The following is a 24,936-nucleotide window of genomic DNA, read 5'->3' as shown; positions in this document are numbered from 1 at the left end:
GCTGCAGATGGCACGATCAGTGGCAGCATTGCGGCACCAGCATTGGCTGGGGATTACACTGGGACAGCGACCGATGTGAACGGCAACCCTGCGACTGATACAGCGACAGCGGTAGATACGACAGCACCGGCCTTTGACTTCACGGTAACCATCAATGCCGATGGCACAGCGACGATTGCAGGCAGCACCGAGCCGGGTGCGACAGTTGAAATTCTGGACCCGGCAGGCAATCCGGTTGCAGTGACTGTTGCTGCAGATGGCACGATCAGTGGCAGCATTGCGGCACCAGCATTGGCTGGGGATTACACTGGGACAGCGACCGATGTGAACGGCAACCCTGCGACTGATACAGCGACAGCGGTAGCGCTAGATACCATTGATGCTATTAATGATAATGTAACGTTTGATCCAGGTACGTTTGTAAGTACTATTTGGGACGCACCAATAATAGCTCAAGATATTAATGTTCTTGATACCTCTATTATTGGTGATACTTCAATGAATGTTGAGTTTTCTGTTCCTAGAAATAGCGCAGATATTGGTACAGGTCATGAAGGTGATGTTGTTATTCAAGTAAGCCAAGACAATTTGATAGCAGTTGCTTCTGGTTTTAGTGTATTAGTCGAATATTTTGATGGGGATAATTGGGTACAATACACCACGGCTACAACTACAAATGGAGGTTTAATTGCTGATGCGCTTGGTTTAGGGGTTTTAGGTATTGTAGATGATGGCAAAACAATAGCTGTGCATCTAACAGGTGTACCAGAAGGTCAATATCGTGTTGTAGTGCAGAATGATAGTAGTGCTATTGGTGATTTATTAGATGATTTAACATTAGCACAACTAGGTGACCAAGGTATTTTATTAGGAGCTGACAATCAGGATGCTGTATTAGATGCGGTAGAAACTGCCTTAAATGGTCAAGTATTAACTTTAGGAACTCTAGTAAGAAATGTTTTAGAACCACTGTTAAATATTGCTAATGCTGCTGGTGAAACATTAGCTGTGACTGATATTGTCGCAGCAATTGTGAAAATACCATTAGTTGGTAGTCTTTTAGGTGGTGTTGATACTGTTTTAGATTATATTGCAGACGCATTGGTTGATAATTTACTTAGTGTACTTGAGTTTACCAATGTAACCATCAATGGTTCAGAAACTTATTACACTACACCACAAGTATCAGGTAATGTTTTTGATGACAATGGATCTGGAGCAGATGATCGTGGTAATAGTGATGCAGCACTTGTGACCAAAGTAGATGGAGTTGATGTCCCTACTGATGGTACAGATGCCGTGATTAAAGGTTTGTATGGTACCTTGTATATTAATAAAGATGGTGTTTATCGTTATGTGCTGAATGGTAGTGTAGATTCTAATGGTCAGGTAGATGATTTTACTTACACTTTATCAGACGGTACTCAATCAGATACAGCCGTTTTAACTATAAGTGTGGCAGATGTTATTGCACCAAAAGCACCAATTGTTTCTTCATTGGATGAAACCACCGTTACTGGTGTTGCTGGAGCTGCGGAAGCTAATAGTGTTATTAATGTCTATGGTGGTACAGACAGTGATGGCGATGGTATTCCGGATACATTACTTGGTACAACTACAGCTAATCCTGATGGTAGTTATACAGTCACGTTGAACCCTGCAATCGCTTTAGGGGACACAGTGGTTGTTACTTCAAAAGATGCGGCTGGCAATATTTCTACACCAACAATTGCAAGTCTGCATAATATTGTCGCGCTTGATGATCCTAACCAAACTAACTATGAGTTATCTACTACAGCAGATCGTCCAAATATTAGTGGTGGTATTTTTACTTTAGCTAATGCTGGTGTTCTTGGAGATTTAATTGATTTAGATCTGAGTGCTACATCCGCTCCTGGTGTGACTGTCGGTACAAATGAACAAATCACTTTAACATTAACGGCAAGTGGGTCTACTGGTTTAGATATAAGTGCAGTTGGGAATTTAATTGATGCTATTTTAGGTGGAAATATTGGTGGTAGTCTTGATTTGATTATTGCTAAACAAACATCAACAGGTAGCTATGAAGTTTATAATACTATTGCTAATGCATATACGTTAAACAATAATGTTTTAACTTTTACCGCGTCTGGTTCGCAATCCATATCTTTGGATGATGCTGGTGTCTATAAATTTATTCTTGCTCCAAATTCCTCAACCTCGAGTGCTTTAAGTAACTTATTATCTCTGAACTTATTAGGTAATTTAGTATTATCGTCTAACGATGTAGTAGCAACCATTAACAATACAGATCTTATTACTGGTAATGTTTTATCTAATGATACTGCTGCACCGATAGGTTTAGATTTGTCAATTGTTTCCATTAAAGAAACTACAGCAGGTGTAGATGAAACTGTAGTGTCTGGTACTCCTAAAGTCATTGAAGGGATGTATGGTACTTTAACTATAGATTCAACTGGTGCATATAGTTATCAAATGACGGCTAATGCAACTGCCTTAGGTAAGGTTGAAGCATTTACTTATACCGTACAAGATAATGATGGTCATTCAAAACAGGCAACTATTTATATTCGTTTGGACTCTAATTTAGTTACATTAGATTGGACGGGTAAAACAGGACTAGAAGAAGCTAATAAGTTAGTAACGCAACTGACCGCTGATAATAAGGCTTCCGCAGGTACAGTTACTACTTTATTCGATCAGGTATTAAATGGTTCTGGTGATTCTTCAAATAGTATTCAGGTAACTGGAAGTAACGGTGTATTACCTACTTCACCTCCTGAGACAGGCAGTACGGCAATACCAGATGATTCTGGGCGTTTTACCCTGGGTGCAGGGCAAACAGCATATATTTCTTTCACATCAATATTACCATCAAATGTGACTCAAGACTTTGGCTTCTTAGGAGGAGGAAACCAAACCAGTGCTTATAATGTGGTTATTGAATTAGAGAGAGATGGAGGAACACTAGCATTCGATACTCAATTGGCCACTTGGACATCAACCACCAGTGGTACGAAGTATTATTATAAAGTGACTAATACAGGAAATTCGTCGGCTAACTATGATCTAAATATTGGTTATGGTGATGGTTCAATAGCGTATAACTGGACGAATACTACTGGTAAGACATTTGGTATTAATAATATTCAATTAGATATTAAAGATACAACATATACAGCATCTTCTGTATCAGGTGACCTAATTTCTAATGATATATTATATTCAAGTGTCTTTAAAATTGGTGTTGCGGCTGGATCGACTACGCCTAGCAATTATTTGGATGCAAATTCAACACCAATAGTAGGAGCGTATGGAACTTTAACTGTTAATTTAGATGGAACCTATAGTTATCAAGCTAATGGTAAAATTGCTGACCTTGGTAAAGATGATGTCTTTACATATAAAATTGAGACATTGGATGGTACTGTAAACACACAAACTTTAACAATTAAAGTAGATGCTGATAATGTTCTGATTGGTACGCCAGATGCTGGTACAACAGGGAACGATATCGCTGTTAGTCAATCCGCAAATGAAGTCTTCACATTAGGTGATGGCGCTGATTTGTTAATTTACAATGTACTTAACGGTTCAAGCCCAACAGGTGGGAATGGAACTGATCAGTGGTTAGATTTTAATATGTCTGAAGGCGATAAAATCGATGTTTCATCTTTATTATCAGGCGCTACCACAGATAATATTAATAATTATCTTAGTGTGAGTATTAGTGGGAATCAGGTTACTTTATTGGTTGACCGAGATGGTAGTAGTGGGGGTATTTCAACTCCTACCGCACTGTTAACTTTAACTAATGAAGACCACGCAACAAATCCTATTACTAGTTTAGTAGATTTGTTAAATAATAATTCAATTATCTATTAATAGAGAATTGACTCATCAGAAAAAGAGAACTCTAGGGTTCTCTTTTTTTATTTTTAAACAATACGTTAACCTAGCTTTGAAAGAGTTCATGCTATGATGCATTGAGAATTTTATAGAACAACAAATAACGGATAGGGACTTAATTCGAGTGGCGGTATTTTTAGACTTCAAAAGACAGCTCAAGCTTTGGTTAGAACATATCGTTCACCATGTTTCAGACCTTCAAGAAGAAACTATTTTATTTATATCATTTGGCCCTAAAGATCATAGATGTAGCGTATGGCATAGTGAAAAAACAGTGCTTACACAAGCAACTCTACAATTATTTGATTTTATTGATGATCAGTTTTCGCCAGATCAACTTCCCGACTACATAAAAATTGATGTTGCGTACAATTTAGAAAAGCAAAGTTGGAACCAAATAGAGCAGCAGGTTCATCACCAATTTCACAATAATCATTACCGCAGAGGTATGGGATTTGATGAATCCTGTTCGGTAGCTTTTCTGGAGCAAGAAATATATGGAAAAGCCATTATTCGGGGCTTAAGTTATGACAAGCCGAACTTTTTTGATGAAACAAATCTGAACTATGCAATTAAACAAAAATATCGTGCAACAAAGCCGGAAATTAAACTTCAGTCACTACAAGAAGTGTGGACTTTCGATACCTATGCAACTTTTTATGAAAATGGTCAATTTATTAATTTAGCGAGTCGCTACGATGCAAATGGCATTAGAGCCATTGCTAGTAATAAAAAACAGCACTTTAGAGACCTCATTGAAAAAAATGCAGCGTTTTTACATAGCCAGATTCAAGAAAATGGCAAATTCATTTATGGATATTTTCCTGCTTATGATCGTGATATACGGAACTATAATACGGTACGTCACTGTACTTCGCTTTACGCGCTTTTAGAGACTTTTGAAGTACAAGATAAACCTGAATATTGGCCTAAAATTGTTGCAGCAATTCAATACGCACTTACTACTTTCTATAAAGAAAAAGACCCAATAACTGCTTTTATGATTGATGGTAAAGAAGGGGAGCTAGAAATTAAATTAGGTGCAAATGCCGCAGCTATTTTAATGTTAACGAAATATCAAGAAATCACAGGAAAAGATGATTATTTAAAATATGCAGAGAAACTTGCTCATGGTATTTTAGAATTAGTAGATCCGGATGGATTAACTACTCATGTATTAAATTATCCAAATTATGATTTAAAAGAAAAGTTCAGAATCATTTATTATGATGGAGAAGCAGCATTAGCTCTATTAAGGTTATATCAAATTAATCAGGATAAAAGATTATTAGACACAGTTAAGTTAATGTTTGAAAATTTTATTCATAAAAGATATGAAAAATATCATGATCACTGGTTAAGTTATTGTACTAATGAGCTTACAAAAATATGTCCTGAAGAAAAATATTTTATTTTTGGCTTAAATAATTATTTAAAACATTTTATTTTTATTCGAAATAGAAAAACAACATATGCCACTTTATTAGAAATGCTAATGGCAGCCTATAAAATGGTAAATCGTTTAAAAGAGCAAGGCCATAATGCACTTTTTGAACAAGCGTATATGTCTGAGTTAAAAAAACTCATTACGTTTCGAGCCGAATTTCAAACCACAGGTTTTTTCTATCCGGAAATAGCCATGTATATGGCTCGACCAGATAAAATATTGCATGCTTTTTATGTACGGCATGACCGCTTTAGAGTAAGAATTGATGATCAGGAACACAACCTTTCTGGTTATATTGCCTACGTAAAAGATTTCGAAGGAGGGGAGATATGACTTACCCTCTATTTGAAATTAAGCTGCTAGCTGCTCTTGACCATGCTCAATTTGAAGAGGTAATTTGGGCATTTGAAATTGATGGAGACATTTCTACATTATTACTGATTGATTATGCATTAGAACAATTCCATCAAAAAAAAGTTCAAGCTGATGAAGTCTATCGGGTTCCTGAACAAAAAATTAAGAAAATTGGTGAACAAAATTTAGGTCTAGAAAAAAATGAATCATATACATTTGCCGAGCTCTTACAATTCTTAATTTTTACTCAGGCAAATGATGTTAAAGATGCCTTAAGCAATATGCTGTTTGGCTCTATTGAGCAAACACAATTAATCTTGTCTAAAAGAGCAGAAGATTACCAGTTAGCTTTAAGAGCACCTAATCAATTAAAAAATCTATTTTTGTTGGTAAAACACATTTATAGCTATCCAGACGAGCTGAAAAAACTTTTCTTTATTAGAACACTTTCTTTTAAAAATAAAGTATATCAACCGATTACGCCTTTGCTTGCTCATCCGGTACTCACTTCGGTTTTATATATCTCACATACCTTTAGGCAGATTTATATCACTTATTCCGAACATAACCGGAGCATTGGTTTTTTCTCTTTTCTGGATGATATTCACCGTCTGGAGCATTTGGTTCCTTACTACCATTATTTTCAAGAAGGGCATGCCAAGGCAAAAAAATATTCTTCTCAAACAGGCATTATCAATATTCTTGGAGATACCTATTTTGGTGAAATGTATACCGAAAAGCGTAAGTCTAAAGGGCAAACAGATGCCTTACAGCAATATGGATATCATTATTCATTTGAAAAAATACAGCCCTTTTTAAGTAAAAATGACATCAACATCGCTAACTTTGAAGCAGTATTTTCTTTAGAAAATCAATCGCCGTTAAAAGATAAAAAGCCATTTGTTTTAAAAGCAGATGCTAAAAAAACATTAGAAGAATTTAAGAATATTCATCTAAATTATTTGGTTTTAGCAAATAACCATTTGAAAGATTACGGTGAGCAAGGATTAGCCTATACATTACATCAGTTGGATCAGGCGAGTATTTCTTATATTGGCGCTGGACTGAACCAAAAAGATGCTCACAATTACTTTGAAATCACTTTTGAGACTAAGCACTATGCGATTTTTAATGGTTATTGGCATAGAGACACAGCCTATCTGGATTATGACTTTTATGCGTTAGGATCAAGAAGTGGAGTAGCTTGCTTAAATGGCGTTTTACTTGAACAAATAATGCGTTATAAGCAGGCTCATCCAGAACGCAAAATTATTGTTATTTGTCATTGGGGTGTCGACTTTAAGCCTATTACAAAAGACCAAACTAAACTCGCGACTATTCTTACTCAAGCAGGAGCTGATCTGATCGTTGGTCATGGTGCTCATACTATTCAACCAATCCAGATCATCAATCAAAAGCCTGTTGTTTTTAATATAGGCAATGCAGTCTTTAATAGTGACGGTGAATATGAACAGCAAAATGCTTTGCCATTTGGCTGTATAGCTAGACTTGATTTGGCAAAAGATATCATTCGCCTTTACCCCATGTACACCAATAATTTACAAACATTTTGGCAGCCTTATCCTGTAGATGCGGAAGATTTCTCAAAGGCCAATGCTTACATGACATCTTTACTGACCCCTGAGAATTACATGGCATCCCAAGATAGCTTAGGGAGATATCTTGAAGTTAAATTTTAAGGATATTGGTTGTAAGTCGATAAAATGGTTTGTAGTTGTACTGGAGTAAACCCTAAATTTCTTAAGCCACCACTGCCTAATTTACATTCGGCACTTGTCATAATATTGGTTGGAGTACGTTTTGTAGCCTTCGGTGCACAAACATGTTTTAGACCAAATACATGCCCCATCTCATGCACACTACCAGCCTGAATATTATAATTTAGACGGTTCCAATCTAATAAAATAAAAGGTTTGCCATTATTACGAAATGCTCTGCTTGTTACATCTTCAAATTTCCATTTTGTTGAGTAGGCATCATAAATAAAAACAATGACTTCTTTACTTGCAGTGCGCTTAGGAAAACATGTATTTACAATGGCAGGAATAGTTTCAGTAGAAATGGGATAAGGCTGGTTAATTTGCTGTTTCAAATCACAATGTAACTTTGAGAACTCTTTGTAAGGGATATAACGGTTTAATTTGAAATTAAATATTTTCTTTCCTTGGTCATCTAAATAATATTTATTAAGGATGCTGATTTCTTTACGCATCTGCGTAAAGTTATCAAATTGTGCAGCAGAAGGATTGTTTGTTGTAAAAACGAAAGTTACAGGGACTACAGGTCTATTATTATCAGGGTCCTCTAATAAGTCTGGCTTTTGTAGAGGGGGACGAGTAGTACAAGAAACACACAGTAAAGTTCCACTGATCAACAGCAATATTTTTTTCATGCGATTTTCCCTTGAGCTCATCTTAGAGTAGGTTTAATTTTATTCAAAAATTTTTATATGATATGAATAATGTCAACGTTTATGGATTCCATTTTGACAACTCAGTATGAACTACATCGACAAATTTTAGAAGTCATCGCTTTGATTCCATATGGAAAAGTTGCAACTTATGGCCAAGTTGCTCGTATGGCGGGTTTACCTAAACATGCCAGATTAGTTGGGTATGTGCTTAAACATCTTGAGGCAGATCATCAGGTCCCTTGGCACCGTGTTATTAATTCGCAAGGTAAAATTAGCCTAAGTAAGTTTAATGAGAAGGGCGAAAATATTCAGCAGTTAAAGCTTGAAGCTGAAGGAGTCTATTTATTAAATGGCAAAGTAAACTTAAAGCAATTTGCTTGGCAGCCTTAAAAGTATTTTAAAAATTGCCTGCCTTGCTACATTAAGCTAGACAGGCTTTTTAGTTTTAACGAACTATTAAAACCGGGATATGACTTTCACCTAAGACCTTTTGCGCAACACTTCCTAATACAAGTTTTCGTACACCTGTGCGGCCATGAGAACCCATCACAATCAGATCAGCATTAAGCTCTTGTGCAGCTTGAATAATTTCTTCGTGAACAACAAAACCTTCAAGTAATTTGGTTTCTACACTAAGACCTTCTTGCAAAAATTGTTGCTTGGCTTGCTCTAAAATATCTAGCAAATATATTCTAGTACGCTCAATCAATTCATTGGTTTGCCCCGTCTTAACGTAAAGGTCAGCAATAATCGGGTCAAGTGCCATAACTTGTACAACCGTAATTTTACTGTTTAATACTTTCCCAATTTTGATTGCTTCTTTCATAGCAACCATAGAAGTTTCAGAACCGTCAATTGGTACAAGAATATGTTGATATAACATGAGTTTATTCCTTATTGTAATGATGGTTATTTATTCAATACTTTATACTTCTTTTCTTACGATTTAAATTCGAGCACGTAATCATTTGTGTTTTTAAGCAAGAAATTCTTGCAAATATATTTTATTCGCTCTGTAATTTTTTAAGATGTGCTGTTAATGCATCTATATCATCCGTTTGTAAATATTCCCGCATTTTTAAAACTTGTTTTTCATCTAAATCATAAATTTTTAAAGCAAGTAGTTTTTCTATTTGCTCTTGAGGAAAACGGTATTTAATAATTTTTGCAGGTACGCCACCAACAATTGCATAGGGGGGGACATCTTTAGTGACTACAGCTCCAGTTGCAACAACAGCACCTTCACCGATTTTTACACCTTGCATAATCATTGCACGGCTTCCAATCCAGCAGCCATCTGCAATTATAGTGTCACCAGCGGCTAAAAAACTTCGGGTATCAAAGGGGAATGTCGATATCCAGTCTGACCGATGAAGTTGGTTACCACCCATCATAATCACGCATTCAGCGCCAAAACAAACAAAATTACCAATATAGAGCTGATCAATTGGCTTGTCTGGAGTAGAAGGCTTGTCATGTAGATATCGCACTACACAGCGTTCAAAACCTTGATCCCAATATGCCGAGTAGTAAGAGTAATTCCCTTTAATATGGATATTTGGATTTTTCACAGTTTTGGAAATAAACTCAAATTCACACCAATGACGAACAGGGGAGCCAATTAACTTTTCAGCCATAAGGGAAATATAAAAAAAAGGGAATATGCCATTATACCGAATTGCGATTCAAGCTGAACCCATAATCTCAGCCCAGCCAGTGAATCAAATATTAAAGGGGATGCTAATTTGAACTAATTATTATGAGGAATACGTGCAATGACTTTAATCTCAAAATCAAAACCCGCTAGCCAAGTTACACCAACAGCGGTCCAGTTTGGATAAGGCTTTTGTGTAAAGATCTGATTTTTAACTTTCATAATACTTTCAAACTGCCGTTCAGGATCAGTATGAAAGGTGGTGACATCAATAATATCATCGAAAGTACAACCAGCTGCTTTCAGTGTCCCTGCTAAGTTCTTAAAAGCTTGGATTACCTGTTTTTCAAAATCAGGTACAGGCGAGCCATCCTCAAGACTACCAACCTGACCTGAAACAAAGAGTAAATCTTTCGATTGAATTGCGGCTGAATAACCATGCTGTTCATATAATGCATGACGGTCTTGAGGAAATATTGCAGTTCTCATCAGGTTTGTTCTCCTTCAGTATTTAAATATCAAATCAATAAATGTTGCTTAGATTTCACATACGCCTCGTATGTAAACATAATTGACATACGAGGCGTATGTCAATTAAAATTTTTTGTGATGATTCCTTGGTGAAATACATGTCTGTTCGTGAACAAAAGATGGCGGAAACCCGCAAGAAACTGATTGAAGTAGCACGTCGTGCATTTGCTGAATATGGCTATGCAGATACTTCAATGGATAAGCTCACGGCAGAAGCAGGGTTGACCCGTGGGGCGCTATACCATCATTTTGGCGATAAGCGTGGTTTATTTGCTGCAGTGGTCGATCAAATTGATTCACAAATGGCAGAATATGCCCAGCAGCATCGAGAGCAGCCTGATGATCTTTGGGAAGGGTTGCTACTTGAAGGGCAGACCTATATACAAAATGCTTTGAATCCTGAGTTTCAGCGTATTGTGTTACGTGATGGACCTGCAGTGCTGGGCGATCCAGCGCATTGGCCAAGTCAAAATAGATGTCTGCAGTCTACACGTGAGTGCGTTGAACAGCTATTGGCAGCAGAACGAATTAAAATTGTAGATCCTGAAGCGGCAGCAGTGCTTTTAAATGGCGCTGCCATGAACGCAGCATTATGGGTGGCCTCTAGTGAATATCCTGAACAAGTACTTCCTGAAGCATTAAATGCTTTTCAAATCTTTGCATCAGGTTTTTTAAAAGATGCATAGTGAATTTTTTAATATTAGTCTGAAATATAAAAAACCCCTCAATTGAGGGGTTTTATAACTTAAGTATATCTATATAAAAATTAAATATATTCTACACTTACAACTTCGTATTCCACTTCGCCTTGAGGAGTGGTAATTTTTACTTCATCACCTTCATTTTTACCCAAAAGGCCACGTGCAATTGGCGAATTTACTGAAATTTTATTGATTTTAAAATCAGCTTCATCATCACCAACAATCTTATAAGTCTTGCGTTCTTCAGTATCAAGGTTTTCAATCGTTACCGTAACACCGAATACAACACGACCGTTTTGTTCTAAGTCTTTAACATCGATGACTTGTGCAGCACCCAATTTTCCTTCGATATCTTGGATACGGCCTTCACAGAAACCTTGCTGTTCACGAGCAGCATGATATTCTGCATTTTCTTTTAAGTCCCCATGTTCACGTGCTTCAGCAATCGCTTGAGTAATACGTGGACGTTCAACAGTTTTCAGATGTTGTAATTCTTTCTCTAAGGCGATTTTACCTTCAGGGGTCATTGGATAACGTTGCATTTCGGTCCCTCTTAAGTTGAGAAAACACAGTTAAAAAAAATGAAAAAATCCCGCCACCGATAAGGTGGCGGGACTTATCGGAAAAAATTAACCTACAGTTAAATCTTGCAAGCGGTATACATCCATTGGCAATTTCACAGCAAAGGCTTGGCAAACCGCTTCTGCACCATTGATAGTCGTTGTGTAATACACTTTGCCTTGTAGGGCAGCACGACGAATCATTGCAGAGTCATATTGAGCTTGTTTGCCTTCAGTAGTATTGACAATAAGGTGTATTTCACCATTTTTCAAGCGGTCAACAATATGTGGACGGCCTTCAGTTACTTTATTTACAGATTCACATTCTAAACCTGCTTCTTTAAGTACCTGATATGTTCCACCTGTTGCTACAAGTTTGAAGCCATATTCAACTAATTTCTTAGCAATATCAGCGATGTATTTCTTGTCTGACTCACGAACAGATAAGAACGCATGCTTTACTTCACCTTCAGTTGGCAAGCCTGGTAAGCGGTCATTTGAGCCTAAAACAGCCTTATAGAATGCTTCACCAAAGGTTTGACCAACACCCATTACTTCACCTGTAGATTTCATCTCAGGACCAAGCATTGGGTCTACGCCAGGGAATTTTGCAAATGGGAATACTGCTTCTTTTACTGCGAAACGATTTGGAATAATTTCTTTAGTAAAACCTTGAGACTCAAGTGATTGACCCGCCATACAACGAGCAGCTACTTTTGCTAAAGATTCACCAATACATTTCGATACGAATGGAACAGTACGTGATGCACGTGGGTTTACTTCAAGAACGTAAATATCGTTGCCTTTCACTGCGAACTGAACGTTCATTAAACCCACTACACCAAGTTCTTTTGCCATAGCAATTGTTTGACGACGCATCTCATCCTGAATCTCTTTAGAAAGAGAGTAAGGAGGAATAGAACATGCAGAGTCACCTGAGTGAATACCTGCTTGTTCGATGTGTTGCATAATACCGCCAATCACGACATCTTTACCGTCAGATACGCAGTCAACATCAACTTCAGTTGCATCATCAAGGAAGTGGTCAAGAAGAACAGGTGCTTCATTAGAAGCCTGTACTGCTTCACGAAGATAACGTTTAAGCTCATCTTCGTTATAGACGATTTCCATTGCACGGCCACCTAATACATAAGATGGGCGAACAACTAATGGATAGCCAACTTTCGCAGCTTCAGAAATACCTTCTTCAGCAGATTTTACAATGCTGTTGTTTGGTTGACGAAGCTGTAAACGTTGAATCATTTGTTGGAAACGTTCACGGTCTTCTGCACGGTCAATTGCATCTGGAGATGTACCGATAATTGGAGTACCAGCTTCTTCTAAAGCACGTGCCAATTTAAGTGGAGTTTGACCACCATACTGTACGATTACGCCTTTAGGCTTCTCTGTACGTACGATTTCAAGAACGTCTTCAAGTGTTACAGGTTCGAAGTATAGACGATCAGATGTGTCATAGTCGGTAGAAACAGTTTCAGGGTTACAGTTCACCATGATTGTTTCATAACCGTCTTCACGCATTGCTAAAGCAGCGTGTACACAGCAGTAGTCAAATTCGATACCTTGACCAATACGGTTTGGACCACCACCAATAACCATGATCTTGTCACGATTTGATGGGTTAGCTTCACACTCTTCATCGTAAGTCGAGTACATATATGCTGTACCAGATTCAAACTCGGCAGCACATGTATCAACACGTTTGTATACAGGGTAAACACCCAAGTTCCAACGTTGCTTACGGAATTGCTTTTGAGAAATACCCATGAGGTTCGCAATACGAAGGTCAGATAAACCTTTACGTTTGAACGAACGGATATTTTCAGCAGTGAGATCACCAAAACCTAAAGTTTTTACTTGAGCTTCTGTGTTGACAATATCTTGAATTTGGATCAAGAACCAACGGTCAATTTTAGTTGCTTCAAATACATCATCTAAAGAGAAACCGTGACGGAATGCATCTGCTACGTACCAAATACGTTCAGGTCCAGGAACTTTAAGCTCTTTTAGAATAGTTTCTTTTACATTTGTTGCACCAGCTTCGATTTTCTCATCGAAACCGCTTACGCCAACTTCAAGACCACGTAATGCTTTTTGTACAGATTCCTGGAAGTTACGACCAATAGCCATGACTTCACCAACAGATTTCATCTGAGTGGTTAATACAGGTTCTGCTTGTGGGAATTTCTCGAAGTTAAAACGAGGAATCTTTGTTACAACGTAATCAATTGATGGTTCAAAGCTTGCAGGAGTTACGCCACCAGTGATGTCATTTTTCAATTCATCAAGGGTGTAACCAACAGCAAGTTTGGCTGCGATTTTTGCAATTGGGAAACCAGTTGCTTTAGACGCAAGCGCAGAAGAACGAGATACACGTGGGTTCATCTCGATCACAACCATACGGCCATCTTTCGGGTTAATACCGAACTGAACGTTAGAACCACCTGTCTCAACACCAATTTCACGAAGAACTGCAACTGAAGCATTACGCATCAATTGATATTCTTTGTCAGTTAAGGTTTGAGCCGGTGCTACAGTGATTGAGTCACCTGTGTGAACGCCCATTGGGTCGAAGTTTTCGATCGCACATACGATAATACAGTTGTCGTTTTTGTCACGAACAACTTCCATTTCGTATTCTTTCCAGCCAATTAAAGATTCGTCGATCAATAATTGGTGAGTAGGAGAGAGGTCGAAACCACGTTCACAAATCTCAAGGAATTCTTCGCGGTTATATGCAATACCACCGCCTGAACCACCCATAGTGAATGACGGACGGATAATTACTGGGAAACCAAAGCGAGATTGAATTTCCAATGCTTCTTCCATTGTTTCAGCAATGGCAGCTTTTGGACATTCCAAGCCGATTTTGCGCATTGCTTCATCAAACAATTTACGGTCTTCAGCTTTTTCAATTGCTTCTTTCGTTGCACCAATAAGTTCTACGCCATATTTTTCTAATACACCATTTTCATCAAGTGCAAGTGCGCAGTTAAGTGCAGTTTGTCCACCCATAGTAGGGAGCACTGCATCTGGGCGCTCTTTTTCAATGATTTGAGCAACAGTTTGCCAAGTAATTGGCTCAATATAAGTTGCATCAGCCATTGAAGGGTCAGTCATAATGGTTGCTGGGTTAGAGTTAACCAAAATAACACGATAGCCTTCTTCACGAAGTGCTTTACATGCTTGAGCACCAGAATAGTCAAACTCACAAGCTTGACCAATGACAATTGGACCAGCACCAATAATTAAGATGCTTTTAATATCCGTACGTTTAGGCATTATTCGCTCCTTAATTACTGTTTAGATGCTTCAATAAGTTCGATGAAATGATCGAACAAAGGTGCACAATCATGTGGACCTGGGCTTGCTTCAGGGTGACCTTGGAAGCTGAAAGCTGGTTTGTCTGTACGATGAATCCCTTGTAGAGTGCCATCGAACAATGATTTATGCGTTGCTTTTAAGTTAGCCGGTAATGTTTCTGCATCTACAGCAAAACCATGGTTTTGAGATGTAATCATCACTGTACCATCTTCAAGATTTTGTACAGGGTGGTTCGCACCGTGGTGACCATGATTCATTTTTACAGTTTTTGCACCAGAAGCGAGTGCCAAGATTTGGTGTCCTAAACAGATACCAAATACAGGTAATGTTGTGGTTTCAACAATAGTTTTTACAGCTTCGATAGCGTAATCACAAGCAGCTGGGTCGCCAGGGCCGTTTGAAAGGAATACGCCATCCGGATTAAGTGCTAATACTTTTTCAGCCGGAGTTTCAGCAGGTACAACAGTGAGTTTACAACCGCGGTCTGCAAGCATACGCAAGATGTTGGTTTTGACACCATAATCGTATGCAACCACATGGTATTTTAACTCAGGTTGAGTAAAGCCTTTACCTAATACCCATGAACCTTCAGACCATTCAAAGCCTGTCGGATCACAGCACTCTTTTGCGAGGTCTAAACCATTTAAACCACCAAAAGCGCGAGCTTTAGCAATTGCTTCTTCTTCAGTAATATTTTCGCCGGCAAGGATGCAACCATTTTGTGCACCTTTATCACGTAAAATACGAGTAAGTTTACGTGTGTCAATATCAGCAATTGCGACAACATTGTGCGCTTGCAAATATTCACTTAATGATTGCTCAGAACGGAAGTTGCTATGTAATAGTGGAAGGTCACGAATAATTAAACCATTCGCCCATACTTTATGGATACGACCAGATTCAACGTCTTCTTCGTTGCAACCAGTGTTACCAATATGAGGGTAAGTTAATGTCACAATTTGTTGTGCATAACTTGGGTCAGTCAAAATTTCTTGATAGCCTGTCATGGCTGTGTTAAAAACGACTTCTCCAGTCGTACTTCCCGTTGCGCCGATTGACGTTCCTTTAAAGATCGTTCCATCTGCGAGGGCTAAAATGGCGGGGGTGCTCAAACCAAAGCTCCTGAATTTCGGCTGTAAAAAAGCGAGTAGACCTAAAAAAGATAGGCGATGTTCTAAAAAAACATGCCCCTCCTCACTGGTCTGCTCGCTTGTAACTTAACAGCGCATTATACGCATGGAACCTTAAAAAGTCTATTTATTTTCTATTAAAAAATTTAATTCATTGCTTGCTTTTAGCAAAAAAATTCATCCACTTGTCTGAAATTGATACTTTTAGCAAATTGTCTGACAATCTGGCTGCTGAAATTATCTAATTCCTCTTATTGTAATGTTAGTTAAAAAATAAACAATACGAGGAAGAGGAAATAGCATGAGCGATAACCAAGTTTCAAAAGACATAGCTGAGAATACTTCATCAGTAGCAGAGACTGTAAAAACAGAAGTAGCTGAAGCTAAAGAGGCCGTAGCCAAAACGACGACTCGGGCTAAAAAAGCGGTTAGCACTAAAGCTACACAGGTAAAAGAAGTTGTAGCTGAAAAAACAGAACAGGTCAAAGAAGTGGCTCACGAAGCGACTTCGCAAGTTAAAGAAGCTATTGCAGAAACACAAGAGCAAGTAAAAGCTGTAATTAATGAGACCGAAGAAAAGATTGAAGCTGAAACACAAGAATTGAATCAGAACATTCACAATCAATTTGCTCAGATTAAACAAGATATTTTACAGCGTCTTGATGTGATTAAAGCTCAGTTCAATACTTCACAAGAAGGATTGAATGAATTAAAAAATACTTTAAAAGCTGAAATCAATGCATTAATTGAAGATCTAACCAAAGTGACTAAGGAACTTAAAGGTGACATTAGCCAAATTTCTTTAAAACACAAAGACTCTTTAACTGAAAGCTTAAAACGCACTAAAAATAATGCGGTTGAAGCTTGGAACAAAGCAAGAGATCACTAAAGATTTAGCATTAAAAGTTAATAAAAAAAGCGAGAATTAATTTCTCGCTTTTTTGTTTTTTAAAACTCATGCAGCCAATCACGTTTATTGTGAAAATCAGCATGTTTTCCACTATGCTGCATTGCATAGTACTGCATACCATCTTTTGTTTTTAAAACAGCAGTCAAACCTAGATAAAGGTTTGCCCATTTTAAGCGGTGCTGTTGCATAAACTGGCTTAAGTCAAGACTTACATTTAACCCATAGTGGGTACGTTTGAGATGATTCAATTCGATATCGTAAGCAACGAGGGGAGGCATGCTTTCCGGATAGCGATATTCTTCAAACTGGTAAGTCTGCCATGCTTGAGAAGGGGAAAGATTAATTTCCCGGTAGAAATCTTCATCATGCACGCCAATGAAAATTTCAAAACAAGTCTCTTCCCACAAAAAGTCCTGGCGAGGATGAGCTGCGACTTCTTGGGGCCAGATAATTAGTTGGTTTGGATCACGAATCCAAAAACCCACATTTAATGTATATGGGGCTTGCTGTTCAATTGCGCCAACAACAGAAACAGCATGAAAACGATCAAAAGCTGAAAGTTCGTAACTTGCCATAAGTAGTCAATAAGTTAGTTTGCTAAGTGTGCGTGACGAACAAGGTTAGATAAATGTTGATTTTGCTTAGCTGCTTTTTTATAGAGTAAAACAATTTTACCAATTTTCTGTACAGCTTCAGCACCAGTTGCTTCTACAATCGCATCAATTACTGCGGCACGAGCTTCACGGTCTTCACCAGCAATTTTTACCTTGATGAGTTCATGATCGTTTAAAGCACGAAGCGTTTCTTCAATAACAGCGTCTGTTAAGCCTTGTCCACCAATCATGACAACCGGATTAAGCACATGACCAATTTGACGTAAACGTTTACGTTCATGAATAGATAAAGCGGCCATTAAAAATACCTGATTTTAAAAACGACTTAGTATAGCAAAAAACTTAAAATCAAATGTACGAAAAACTGTATAAATAATCGATCAACATTATTGGAAAAAAACTGTAAAAGTTATTGAGATTACGTTACATCCGTACTGTAATGAGAGTAATTTTCACGTACAATGAGCAATCAGAAGTTTTTTTGATATTTAGTGAGTTATGGCAACACGCATCACCAACCAAAAATTGTCTAAAAGTAGTCGTGCGTGGATGAGGGAACATCTAGACGATCCTTTTGTAAAAAAAGCACAAAAGGAAGGATATCGTGCACGAGCAGCGTATAAACTTCTTGAAATTCAAGAAAAATATAAGTTGATCAAGCCAGGCATGACAGTGGTGGACTTGGGAGCAGCTCCTGGGAGTTGGTCACAAATCGCTGGGAAACTCGTTGGTAGTAAAGGATTGGTTATTGCTTCCGATATTTTACCTATGGATGCTTTGCCAGATGTCACTTTCTTACAAGGCGACTTCAGAGAAGAAGCTGTATTTGAAAAATTGTTAAATATTTTAAACGGAAGACAAGTAGACATTGTAATTTCTGATATGGCCCCCAATACATCAGGTAATAGGGCTGTTGATCAACCTCGACAGATTTACTTGTGTGAACTTGCTTTAGACTTTGCTCAGAAAGTCTTGGGTCCAAATGGACAGTTTGTTGTTAAAGTGTTCCAAGGCGCAGGATTTGATGAGTTTCGTAAACAAGTCGTTGATAGTTTTGATGTGTTAAAAACAGCAAAACCAGCAGCTTCTCGGGCACGATCTAAAGAAGTTTTTTTGGTTGGACAAGGGCGTAAGAAAGCATTGCAATAAAGTTTACTTGCCAAGCTCCTAAAAATTGTGCATTTTGTATCTTTTAGGTTATCCGCAAGCAAGACAATTGCTGTTTTTAAGACGATCGGCCAAGTTTGGGCATGATCAAATTAGATTGATATGGGAATAAAGCTTTGAGCGATTACTTCAAGAATGCCGTATTGTGGCTAATAATACTTGGTGTTCTGATTTTAATTTTCAGTAATATCAGTGACCGCAATAAGCCAACTGCAATGAAATATTCAGATTTTGTTGCAGCGGTGAATGCTGGCCAAATTAAGCAAGTCACGATTGACGGTTTAAATATTAGTGGTGAAAAAACTAACGGATCTCAGTTTGAAACTGTTCGTCCGCAAGTTGAAGACACTGAACTTATGCCAAGCTTAAACAAGCAAAATGTTGTTGTAGAGGGCACAGCACCACAACGTCAAGGCATTTTGATGCAACTTCTCATTGCTAGTTTCCCTGTACTGTTAATCATTTTGTTATTCATGTTCTTTATGCGTAACATGGGTGGTGGTGCAGGCGGCAAAAATGGTCCGATGAGTTTTGGTAAGTCGAAGGCAAAAATGCTTTCTGAAGACCAAATCAAAGTGACTTTTGCTGACGTTGCCGGTTGTGATGAAGCGAAACAAGAAGTTGTGGAAATTGTAGATTTCTTAAAAGATCCTGCAAAATTCAAACGCTTGGGCGCTACTATTCCACGTGGCGTGCTTATGGTTGGTCCTCCAGGTACTGGTAAAACGTTATTAGCCAAAGCAATTGCTGGTGAAGCAAAAGTTCCATTCTTTAGCATTTCTGGTTCTGACTTTGTTGAGATGTTTGTGGGTGTGGGTGCGTCCCGTGTCCGTGATATGTTTGAACAAGCAAAACGTCATGCGCCATGTATTATCTTTATTGATGAGATTGACGCAGTAGGTCGTCACCGTGGTTCAGGTACAGGTGGTGGTCATGATGAACGTGAGCAAACCTTAAACCAAATGCTCGTAGAGATGGACGGTTTCGAAGGTAATGAAGGCGTAATCGTTATTGCTGCGACTAACCGTGTTGACGTATTAGATAAAGCATTGTTACGTCCAGGCCGCTTCGACCGTCAAGTTATGGTTGGTTTACCTGACATCCGTGGTCGTGAACAAATTCTGAATGTACATTTGAAAAAATTGCCTTCAGTTACTGGTGTAGACGTTAAAGTTTTATCTCGTGGTACGCCTGGTTTCTCTGGTGCTCAGTTGGCAAACCTTGTAAATGAAGCTGCTCTGTTTGCTGCTCGCCGCAATAAGAACACTGTCGATATGCATGACTTTGAAGATGCAAAAGACAAGATCTATATGGGTCCTGAACGTAAATCAATGGTTCTACGTGAAGAAGAGCGTCGTGCAACTGCTTACCATGAAGCTGGACATGCAATTGTTGCTGAGATTTTACCGGGCACTGACCCTGTGCATAAGGTAACAATTATGCCGCGTGGTTGGGCTTTAGGTGTAACTTGGCAGTTACCTGAACAAGATCAGATAAGCCACTATAAAGACAAAATGCTAAATGAAATTGCAATTTTGTTTGGTGGACGTATTGCTGAAGAAGTCTTCATTCAACAGCAATCGACTGGTGCTTCAAATGACTTCGAACGCGCTACAAAAATGGCTCGTGCGATGGTAACGAAGTACGGTATGTCTGACAAAATGGGCGTAATGGTTTACGAAGATGAAAACCAAAATGGTTTCTTCGGTAACGTAGGTAGCCGTACAATTTCTGAGGCAACTCAACAACAAGTTGATCAGGAAGTACGCCGTATTTTAGATGAACAGTATAAAGTTGCTCGTGATATCTTGGAAAATAATAAAGATATCGCACACGCAATGGTTAAAGCGTTGATGGAATGGGAAACTATTGATCGTGACCAAATCCGTGACATCATGGAAGGTCGAGAACCTCAACCACCTAAAGTTTATATTGCTGAAAATCCGGTATCTGCGTTTGAACCACCAAAAGATGGTCCATCTACTCCGCCGCCATTACCAGCGATGAATTAAGTTAAGACAAATAAAAAAGCCACAGTTATGTGGCTTTTTTTATTTGTCTTAACTTTGGATAAAGCTGAAAAGAAATCGACAGCATGTAAAGCTTACTTGCTAAAATAGCCGCTGATTTTGATCCGGAGCTTTTTATGCAGTTAATATCTTTACCAAAGCAGATTTTACAGTGTGGACAGCTTCAATTAGATTTATCTCAGCCCCATGTTATGGGTATCTTAAATGTTACTCCTGATTCGTTCAGTGATGGTGGCAAACATAACCAATTAGACCAAGCGGTTAGTCATGCACTTAGTATGATTGAGCAAGGCGCGACTATTATTGATATTGGGGGGGAGTCTACCCGACCTGGTGCTTCAGAAGTTGCAGTAGAGGAAGAAGTGCGTCGTGTGGTACCTGTCGTTGAAGCTTTATCTCACCATAACGTTATTTTGTCGATCGACACAAGTCAGCCAGAAGTTATTCGCGCAGCAAAAGCAGCAGGGGCACATATCTGGAATGATGTCCGTGCCTTAACACGTCCCAATGCTTTAAAAACTGCCGTAGAATTAGATATACCTGTAGTAATTATGCATATGCGCGGTGAACCAACGACAATGAATCAGTTGGATCAGTACACTGATGTAACACTCGATGTGATGCAAGAGTTGCAACAGCGTATTGATGAGGCTTTGGCTGCTGGGGTAAAAAAGCACAATATTATTGTTGATCCTGGATTTGGCTTTGCGAAAAATGCCCAGCAAAATTTAAAACTATTAAAAGAATTTTGGAAACTTAATGAACTTGGTTATCCAATTTTATCTGGCCTTTCTCGTAAACGTTTCATAGGTGAAGCTTTACAAGGCGCTCCTGCAGATCAACGTGCTGTGGGAAGTGTAACTGGGCATTTGCTTAGTATTCAGCAGGGAGCATCCATTGTAAGAGCGCATGATGTAAAGGAAATGCATGAAGCAATTTTAGTTTGGAAAGCGATGCAGCAAGTCTGAATAATGACGTTATAAAATTGGACTCACTCAGTGCTCATTAAAATAGAGTGGATGAGTGAATCGGGTAAATATCTCGTGATTTTTACGAAAATATGTTATAAGCGGCAAGTTTTTGCTGTTGTGTAAACTTTTGTATGTTTGAAGACTTACTTCTCCCAATGTTTGATGATGAATATTATCCAGATATTTTGGTCGCTGAACTCAAGCAGCTTATTGAGCAATTTGCTAAAAAAGTTCAAAAACCTGCGTTAGCTGAGCAAGATATCTATCGATACGCTCATCAAACTGTAAATGAAATTAATGAAATGAAGCCACAGTTCGAAGATCTAGACTCATCGCTTGATGATAGTGCTGCTGATTATATTGCTGAGGCAATGATGATGGTGGTACAAGATGCAGGATATTTGGATCTGGAAATGGAAGAGTTGGTGATGAATCGAGAGTGGTGATTACTCTCGATTTTCAAAATTTTTGAGAGTATCTAATAAATGACATGTCTCGTCTAAGTGAACTTCGTCTATTTTCTCAATTTTTAAAATTAAATTTCCATTCTGCTGTTCATTTACTTCTGCCAACACGCTGACCCAATAGTTTTTTTGTTGCTGCTGTAGCTCTTTAAATTGAGTAAATATCTCTTGAGGGGCTTCAATTAGATAGTCATCTTGAGTAATAGAGCAGCGTACAAAGTGCCAATCATTATTTTTGAACAAGATTGTACCGTTAAATATATCTTTGGCATTTGCAAAGGGTATAAAAAAGAGTAGAGCGGATATAAATATTAATATTCTGATCATGGCATTATTTTCATCAGGCATAAAAAAACCAGCTTACGCTGGATTCTTTATGGCACCAAATTCAATAGTTGAAAATGGTGCCCGGGGCCGGACTCGAACCGGCACGCTTTGAGGGCGGGGGATTTTAAATCCCCTGTGTCTACCTATTTCACCACCCGGGCATGTGCGCAATAATAGAGGACAAGTGCGCGATTGGCAAGAGAAAAACAGAGAGTTTGCTTTATTTTCAATCAGTTCTTATCAGTATTTCTATAAATTAACCAATTTATGTCATGATTTGTTCATCAAACTGAGATCAGTTGTTCATCTTCTCTACTTAAGTTTAAGACACTCATTGCTTAAAACTTAGGTAATTTTATGTCAGAGAAAATTTCACGCCGAGAATTAATTCAAAAAAGTCTACTCGGTTTTGGGGCTTTATCTATACCTGTTGCTTTTACAGGTTGTAATGATGGCTCAGATGATGAAAGCCCAGAAATACAAGCAGATTTTCTTCATGGTGTCGCAAGCGGGGATCCACTACAAGATAAAGTTATTTTGTGGACACGAGTAACACCGACAGACTCTGGGGTGCGCTTAAAAGTTGTATGGGAAATTTCAACCGATAATCAGTTTAAACAAAATTTAAAGACGGGAATGGTTGAAACAAGCAAGACTGATGACTTTACAGTGAAAGTTGATGCAGCTGGGTTACAAGCAGATACGGTGTACTACTACCGTTTTAAATTTGGTAATAAAGTTTCACCAGTTGGGCAGACGAAAACATTACCAACATCCACCAATAAAGTGAGCTTTGCAGTATGTTCTTGTTCTAACTATCCTGCGGGTTACTTTTATGTTTATCGTGAAATGGCAAAACAAAACGTCGATGTCATTATTCATTTGGGTGACTATATTTATGAATATGGTTCAGATGGCTATGCGACGGAAGATGCAATAAAACTAGGCCGTAATTTACCTGCCGATAATAATAAAGAAATTATTAAATTAGATGATTACCGCAAACGTTATGCGCTTTATCGTCAAGATAAAGATTTGCAAGCAGCTCATCAGCGCCATCCTTTTATTGTGATTTGGGATGACCATGAGTTGGCAAATGATGCTTGGCGTGAGGGGGCGGAAAATCATCAAAGTAATGAAGGGGCTTTTTCGGACCGTAAATTAGCTGCTCTACAGGCTTATTTTGAATGGATGCCAATTCGTCCAGTTTCTAGTACAGATCATTTAAATATTTATCGCCAGTTTAATTTTGGCTCTCTTGTTCAGTTAACCATGCTAGATACGCGTATTATTGCGCGTGATAAGCAGCTTGCATATACAGACTACATGACGGCTACAGGCTTGGATATTGCAAAGTTTCAGGCAGATTTAACTAATCCGGTGCGTACTTTGATGGGGTATACACAAAGAGATTGGTTGGTTGATAAATTAAAGCAATCTACAGCAACATGGAATGTAGTAGGGCAGCAAGTTTTAATGAGTAAAATGTGGATTCCAGCTGAGTTGTTGGCGTCTTTAGGGCAAATTACTTCAGGAGGAACTTCGCCTGATGCGCTTGCTAAGATGAATGCACAAATTACCGAGTTGGTCGCTTTAAAACTTCGTTTACAACAAAATGATCCGACATTAACAGCCCAAGAAAAAGCAAGAATTATGACGGTTGCGCCATATAATCTCGATGCTTGGGATGGTTACTATGCTGAGCGAGAGTTTGTGTACGATAAATTGGCCGAGTTTAATAAAAAGATCATTGTGTTAGTCGGGGATACACATAATGCATGGGCATCTTATTTATATAGCCAGAAAGGGAAATACGTTGGAGTTGAATTAGCGACGAGTTCTGTATCGTCTCCAGGTTTGGAAAAATATTTAAGTATTCCACTGGCTCAGCTTCAACAGTTTGAATTTGCATTTACTACATTAATTGATGAATTGGTTTATTGTAATTTAAATCAACGAGGATACTTGTTGGTTACTCTAGATCAGGCGCAAGTTCATTCTGAGTGGAGATTTGTAGATTCAATTAAAAATACCGAATATCAGATAGATTCAAGTAGACAAAACGATATTGTATTGGATCTGAATTTGATGCCGTTAAAACAAGGTCAAAAGACGGCTTAAAATTAAAAAATAGAGGGTTACATAGTAGCCCTTTTTTTAGGCATAAAAAAACCAGCTTACGCTGGATTCTTTATGACACCATATTCAGTACTTGAAGATGGTGCCCGGGGCCGGACTCGAACCGGCACGCTTTGAGGGCGGGGGATTTTAAATCCCCTGTGTCTACCTATTTCACCACCCGGGCTTTACCAAATTTGGAGGCGGAGGTCGGAATCGAACCGGCGTCCACGGAGTTGCAGTCCGCTGCATGACCACTCTGCCACCCCGCCT

At 38.5% G+C, this 24,936-nt stretch carries 20 protein-coding genes, 3 tRNA genes and 1 pseudogene; 11 read left to right on the top strand and 13 right to left on the bottom strand.

Going from position 1 to position 24,936, the window contains the following annotated elements; translation table 11 throughout:
- The 3 genes from KNQ97_RS18180 to KNQ97_RS18170 form a co-directional block, all read left to right on the top strand.
- The coding region (locus tag KNQ97_RS18180) for a beta strand repeat-containing protein (protein ID WP_367398855.1) at positions 1–3,885 on the top strand (3,885 nt) is incomplete at its 5' end.
- Between the two features lie 148 nt (positions 3,886–4,033).
- Positions 4,034–5,689: a poly alpha-glucosyltransferase gene (locus KNQ97_RS18175; protein WP_253612570.1), complete on the top strand. Its 1,656-nt coding sequence runs from the start codon at positions 4,034–4,036 to the stop codon at positions 5,687–5,689.
- Positions 5,686–7,410, top strand: coding sequence for a CapA family protein (locus tag KNQ97_RS18170; protein ID WP_253612569.1), 1,725 nt, complete (start codon positions 5,686–5,688; stop codon positions 7,408–7,410). The genes KNQ97_RS18175 and KNQ97_RS18170 overlap by 4 nt, the downstream gene beginning before the upstream one ends.
- On the opposite strand, the gene KNQ97_RS18165 is transcribed toward KNQ97_RS18170, so the two are convergent.
- The gene (locus tag KNQ97_RS18165; RefSeq protein WP_253612568.1) at positions 7,407–8,123 is read right to left on the bottom strand and encodes a metalloprotease; all 717 of its coding nucleotides are present in this window, start codon (positions 8,121–8,123) and stop codon (positions 7,407–7,409) included. The two genes, KNQ97_RS18170 and KNQ97_RS18165, sit on opposite strands and share 4 nt — an antisense overlap.
- An 81-nt stretch (positions 8,124–8,204) precedes the next feature.
- On the opposite strand from KNQ97_RS18165, the gene KNQ97_RS18160 reads away from it, so the two are divergent.
- Positions 8,205–8,534, top strand: coding sequence for an MGMT family protein (locus tag KNQ97_RS18160; protein ID WP_253612571.1), 330 nt, complete (start codon positions 8,205–8,207; stop codon positions 8,532–8,534).
- Between the two features lie 55 nt (positions 8,535–8,589).
- On the opposite strand, the gene KNQ97_RS18155 is transcribed toward KNQ97_RS18160, so the two are convergent.
- The 3 genes from KNQ97_RS18155 to KNQ97_RS18145 all read right to left on the bottom strand — a co-directional run bounded on the left by KNQ97_RS18155 (position 8,590) and on the right by KNQ97_RS18145 (position 10,287).
- Entirely contained in the window at positions 8,590–9,027 is a 438-nt protein-coding gene (locus tag KNQ97_RS18155; RefSeq protein WP_253612567.1) for a universal stress protein, read from the bottom strand.
- Between the two features lie 121 nt (positions 9,028–9,148).
- Entirely contained in the window at positions 9,149–9,781 is a 633-nt protein-coding gene (locus KNQ97_RS18150; RefSeq protein ID WP_002046175.1) for a CatB-related O-acetyltransferase, read from the bottom strand.
- A gap of 113 nt (positions 9,782–9,894) precedes the next feature.
- Positions 9,895–10,287, bottom strand: a complete 393-nt coding sequence (locus KNQ97_RS18145) for a RidA family protein (RefSeq protein WP_001258303.1) — start codon at positions 10,285–10,287, stop codon at positions 9,895–9,897.
- 140 nt (positions 10,288–10,427) lie between these two features.
- Here KNQ97_RS18145 and KNQ97_RS18140 point away from each other — a divergent pair.
- A pseudogene (locus KNQ97_RS18140) lies at positions 10,428–11,061 on the top strand (TetR/AcrR family transcriptional regulator).
- A gap of 34 nt (positions 11,062–11,095) precedes the next feature.
- Here the strand turns inward: KNQ97_RS18140 and greA are convergent.
- The 3 genes from greA to carA all read right to left on the bottom strand — a co-directional run bounded on the left by greA (position 11,096) and on the right by carA (position 16,044).
- Entirely contained in the window at positions 11,096–11,572 is a 477-nt protein-coding gene (gene greA, locus KNQ97_RS18135) for a transcription elongation factor GreA (protein ID WP_001190203.1), read from the bottom strand.
- Between the two features lie 87 nt (positions 11,573–11,659).
- Positions 11,660–14,890, bottom strand: a complete 3,231-nt coding sequence (gene carB / locus KNQ97_RS18130) for a carbamoyl-phosphate synthase large subunit (protein ID WP_001126293.1) — start codon at positions 14,888–14,890, stop codon at positions 11,660–11,662.
- A gap of 14 nt (positions 14,891–14,904) precedes the next feature.
- The gene (gene carA, locus KNQ97_RS18125; RefSeq protein ID WP_000106446.1) at positions 14,905–16,044 is read right to left on the bottom strand and encodes a glutamine-hydrolyzing carbamoyl-phosphate synthase small subunit; all 1,140 of its coding nucleotides are present in this window, start codon (positions 16,042–16,044) and stop codon (positions 14,905–14,907) included.
- Positions 16,045–16,363: 319 nt separating this feature from the next.
- Between carA and KNQ97_RS18120 the strand changes: the two genes are divergently transcribed.
- Positions 16,364–16,951: a hypothetical protein gene (locus KNQ97_RS18120; protein WP_001282880.1), complete on the top strand. Its 588-nt coding sequence runs from the start codon at positions 16,364–16,366 to the stop codon at positions 16,949–16,951.
- A gap of 59 nt (positions 16,952–17,010) precedes the next feature.
- Here KNQ97_RS18120 and KNQ97_RS18115 read toward each other — a convergent pair whose 3' ends face one another.
- Together KNQ97_RS18115 and yhbY are read right to left on the bottom strand one after the other, a co-directional pair.
- The gene (locus tag KNQ97_RS18115) at positions 17,011–17,547 is read right to left on the bottom strand and encodes a DOMON-like domain-containing protein (RefSeq protein ID WP_000179363.1); all 537 of its coding nucleotides are present in this window, start codon (positions 17,545–17,547) and stop codon (positions 17,011–17,013) included.
- A gap of 14 nt (positions 17,548–17,561) precedes the next feature.
- Complete coding sequence (yhbY, locus tag KNQ97_RS18110; protein ID WP_000729551.1) at positions 17,562–17,885, bottom strand: ribosome assembly RNA-binding protein YhbY; 324 nt, start codon at positions 17,883–17,885, stop codon at positions 17,562–17,564.
- A 199-nt stretch (positions 17,886–18,084) separates the two neighbouring features.
- On the opposite strand from yhbY, the gene rlmE reads away from it, so the two are divergent.
- The 4 genes from rlmE to KNQ97_RS18090 all read left to right on the top strand — a co-directional run bounded on the left by rlmE (position 18,085) and on the right by KNQ97_RS18090 (position 22,200).
- The gene (gene rlmE / locus KNQ97_RS18105; RefSeq protein WP_000235573.1) at positions 18,085–18,735 is read left to right on the top strand and encodes a 23S rRNA (uridine(2552)-2'-O)-methyltransferase RlmE; all 651 of its coding nucleotides are present in this window, start codon (positions 18,085–18,087) and stop codon (positions 18,733–18,735) included.
- A 134-nt stretch (positions 18,736–18,869) separates the two neighbouring features.
- Positions 18,870–20,765, top strand: a complete 1,896-nt coding sequence (gene ftsH, locus KNQ97_RS18100; protein ID WP_001286662.1) for an ATP-dependent zinc metalloprotease FtsH — start codon at positions 18,870–18,872, stop codon at positions 20,763–20,765.
- 134 nt (positions 20,766–20,899) lie between these two features.
- Positions 20,900–21,751, top strand: a complete 852-nt coding sequence (folP, locus tag KNQ97_RS18095; RefSeq protein ID WP_086262923.1) for a dihydropteroate synthase — start codon at positions 20,900–20,902, stop codon at positions 21,749–21,751.
- Between the two features lie 134 nt (positions 21,752–21,885).
- Positions 21,886–22,200, top strand: a complete 315-nt coding sequence (locus KNQ97_RS18090; RefSeq protein ID WP_000461267.1) for a DUF5713 family protein — start codon at positions 21,886–21,888, stop codon at positions 22,198–22,200.
- Here KNQ97_RS18090 and KNQ97_RS18085 read toward each other — a convergent pair whose 3' ends face one another.
- Positions 22,201–22,545 (bottom strand): hypothetical protein, encoded by a 345-nt coding sequence (locus KNQ97_RS18085; protein ID WP_367398856.1) that lies wholly within the window; start codon positions 22,543–22,545, stop codon positions 22,201–22,203.
- A 75-nt stretch (positions 22,546–22,620) separates the two neighbouring features.
- A tRNA-Leu gene (locus tag KNQ97_RS18080) sits at positions 22,621–22,706 on the bottom strand.
- Positions 22,707–22,902: 196 nt separating this feature from the next.
- Between KNQ97_RS18080 and KNQ97_RS18075 the strand changes: the two genes are divergently transcribed.
- A complete protein-coding gene (locus tag KNQ97_RS18075) occupies positions 22,903–24,666 on the top strand; it encodes an alkaline phosphatase (RefSeq protein ID WP_253612565.1) in 1,764 nt (587 codons plus the stop codon).
- Between the two features lie 98 nt (positions 24,667–24,764).
- On the opposite strand, the gene KNQ97_RS18070 is transcribed toward KNQ97_RS18075, so the two are convergent.
- Positions 24,765–24,850 (bottom strand) — tRNA-Leu (locus KNQ97_RS18070).
- Between the two features lie 11 nt (positions 24,851–24,861).
- Positions 24,862–24,935, bottom strand: a tRNA-Cys gene (locus tag KNQ97_RS18065).
- Position 24,936 lies beyond the last annotated feature (1 nt).

The organism is Acinetobacter sp. UC24323 (genome assembly GCF_024151445.1).
GTDB classification, from domain to species: Bacteria; Pseudomonadota; Gammaproteobacteria; order Pseudomonadales; family Moraxellaceae; genus Acinetobacter; species Acinetobacter baumannii.
This window is presented reverse-complemented; position numbering and strand designations above follow the sequence as displayed.

Excerpts from the sequence above, each read along its gene's own strand:
- KNQ97_RS18170 (WP_253612569.1), top strand. The coding sequence starts at position 5,686 with ATGACTTACCCTCTATTTGAAATTAAGCTGCTAGCTGCTCTTGACCAT.
- KNQ97_RS18165 (WP_253612568.1), bottom strand. The coding sequence starts at position 8,123 with ATGAAAAAAATATTGCTGTTGATCAGTGGAACTTTACTGTGTGTTTCT.
- KNQ97_RS18160 (WP_253612571.1), top strand. The coding sequence starts at position 8,205 with ATGGATTCCATTTTGACAACTCAGTATGAACTACATCGACAAATTTTA.
- KNQ97_RS18155 (WP_253612567.1), bottom strand. The coding sequence starts at position 9,027 with ATGTTATATCAACATATTCTTGTACCAATTGACGGTTCTGAAACTTCT.
- KNQ97_RS18150 (WP_002046175.1), bottom strand. The coding sequence starts at position 9,781 with ATGGCTGAAAAGTTAATTGGCTCCCCTGTTCGTCATTGGTGTGAATTT.
- KNQ97_RS18145 (WP_001258303.1), bottom strand. The coding sequence starts at position 10,287 with ATGAGAACTGCAATATTTCCTCAAGACCGTCATGCATTATATGAACAG.
- greA (WP_001190203.1), bottom strand. The coding sequence starts at position 11,572 with ATGCAACGTTATCCAATGACCCCTGAAGGTAAAATCGCCTTAGAGAAA.
- carB (WP_001126293.1), bottom strand. The coding sequence starts at position 14,890 with ATGCCTAAACGTACGGATATTAAAAGCATCTTAATTATTGGTGCTGGT.
- KNQ97_RS18120 (WP_001282880.1), top strand. The coding sequence starts at position 16,364 with ATGAGCGATAACCAAGTTTCAAAAGACATAGCTGAGAATACTTCATCA.
- KNQ97_RS18115 (WP_000179363.1), bottom strand. The coding sequence starts at position 17,547 with ATGGCAAGTTACGAACTTTCAGCTTTTGATCGTTTTCATGCTGTTTCT.
- yhbY (WP_000729551.1), bottom strand. The coding sequence starts at position 17,885 with ATGGCCGCTTTATCTATTCATGAACGTAAACGTTTACGTCAAATTGGT.
- rlmE (WP_000235573.1), top strand. The coding sequence starts at position 18,085 with ATGGCAACACGCATCACCAACCAAAAATTGTCTAAAAGTAGTCGTGCG.
- folP (WP_086262923.1), top strand. The coding sequence starts at position 20,900 with ATGCAGTTAATATCTTTACCAAAGCAGATTTTACAGTGTGGACAGCTT.
- KNQ97_RS18090 (WP_000461267.1), top strand. The coding sequence starts at position 21,886 with ATGTTTGAAGACTTACTTCTCCCAATGTTTGATGATGAATATTATCCA.
- KNQ97_RS18085 (WP_367398856.1), bottom strand. The coding sequence starts at position 22,545 with ATGATCAGAATATTAATATTTATATCCGCTCTACTCTTTTTTATACCC.
- KNQ97_RS18075 (WP_253612565.1), top strand. The coding sequence starts at position 22,903 with ATGTCAGAGAAAATTTCACGCCGAGAATTAATTCAAAAAAGTCTACTC.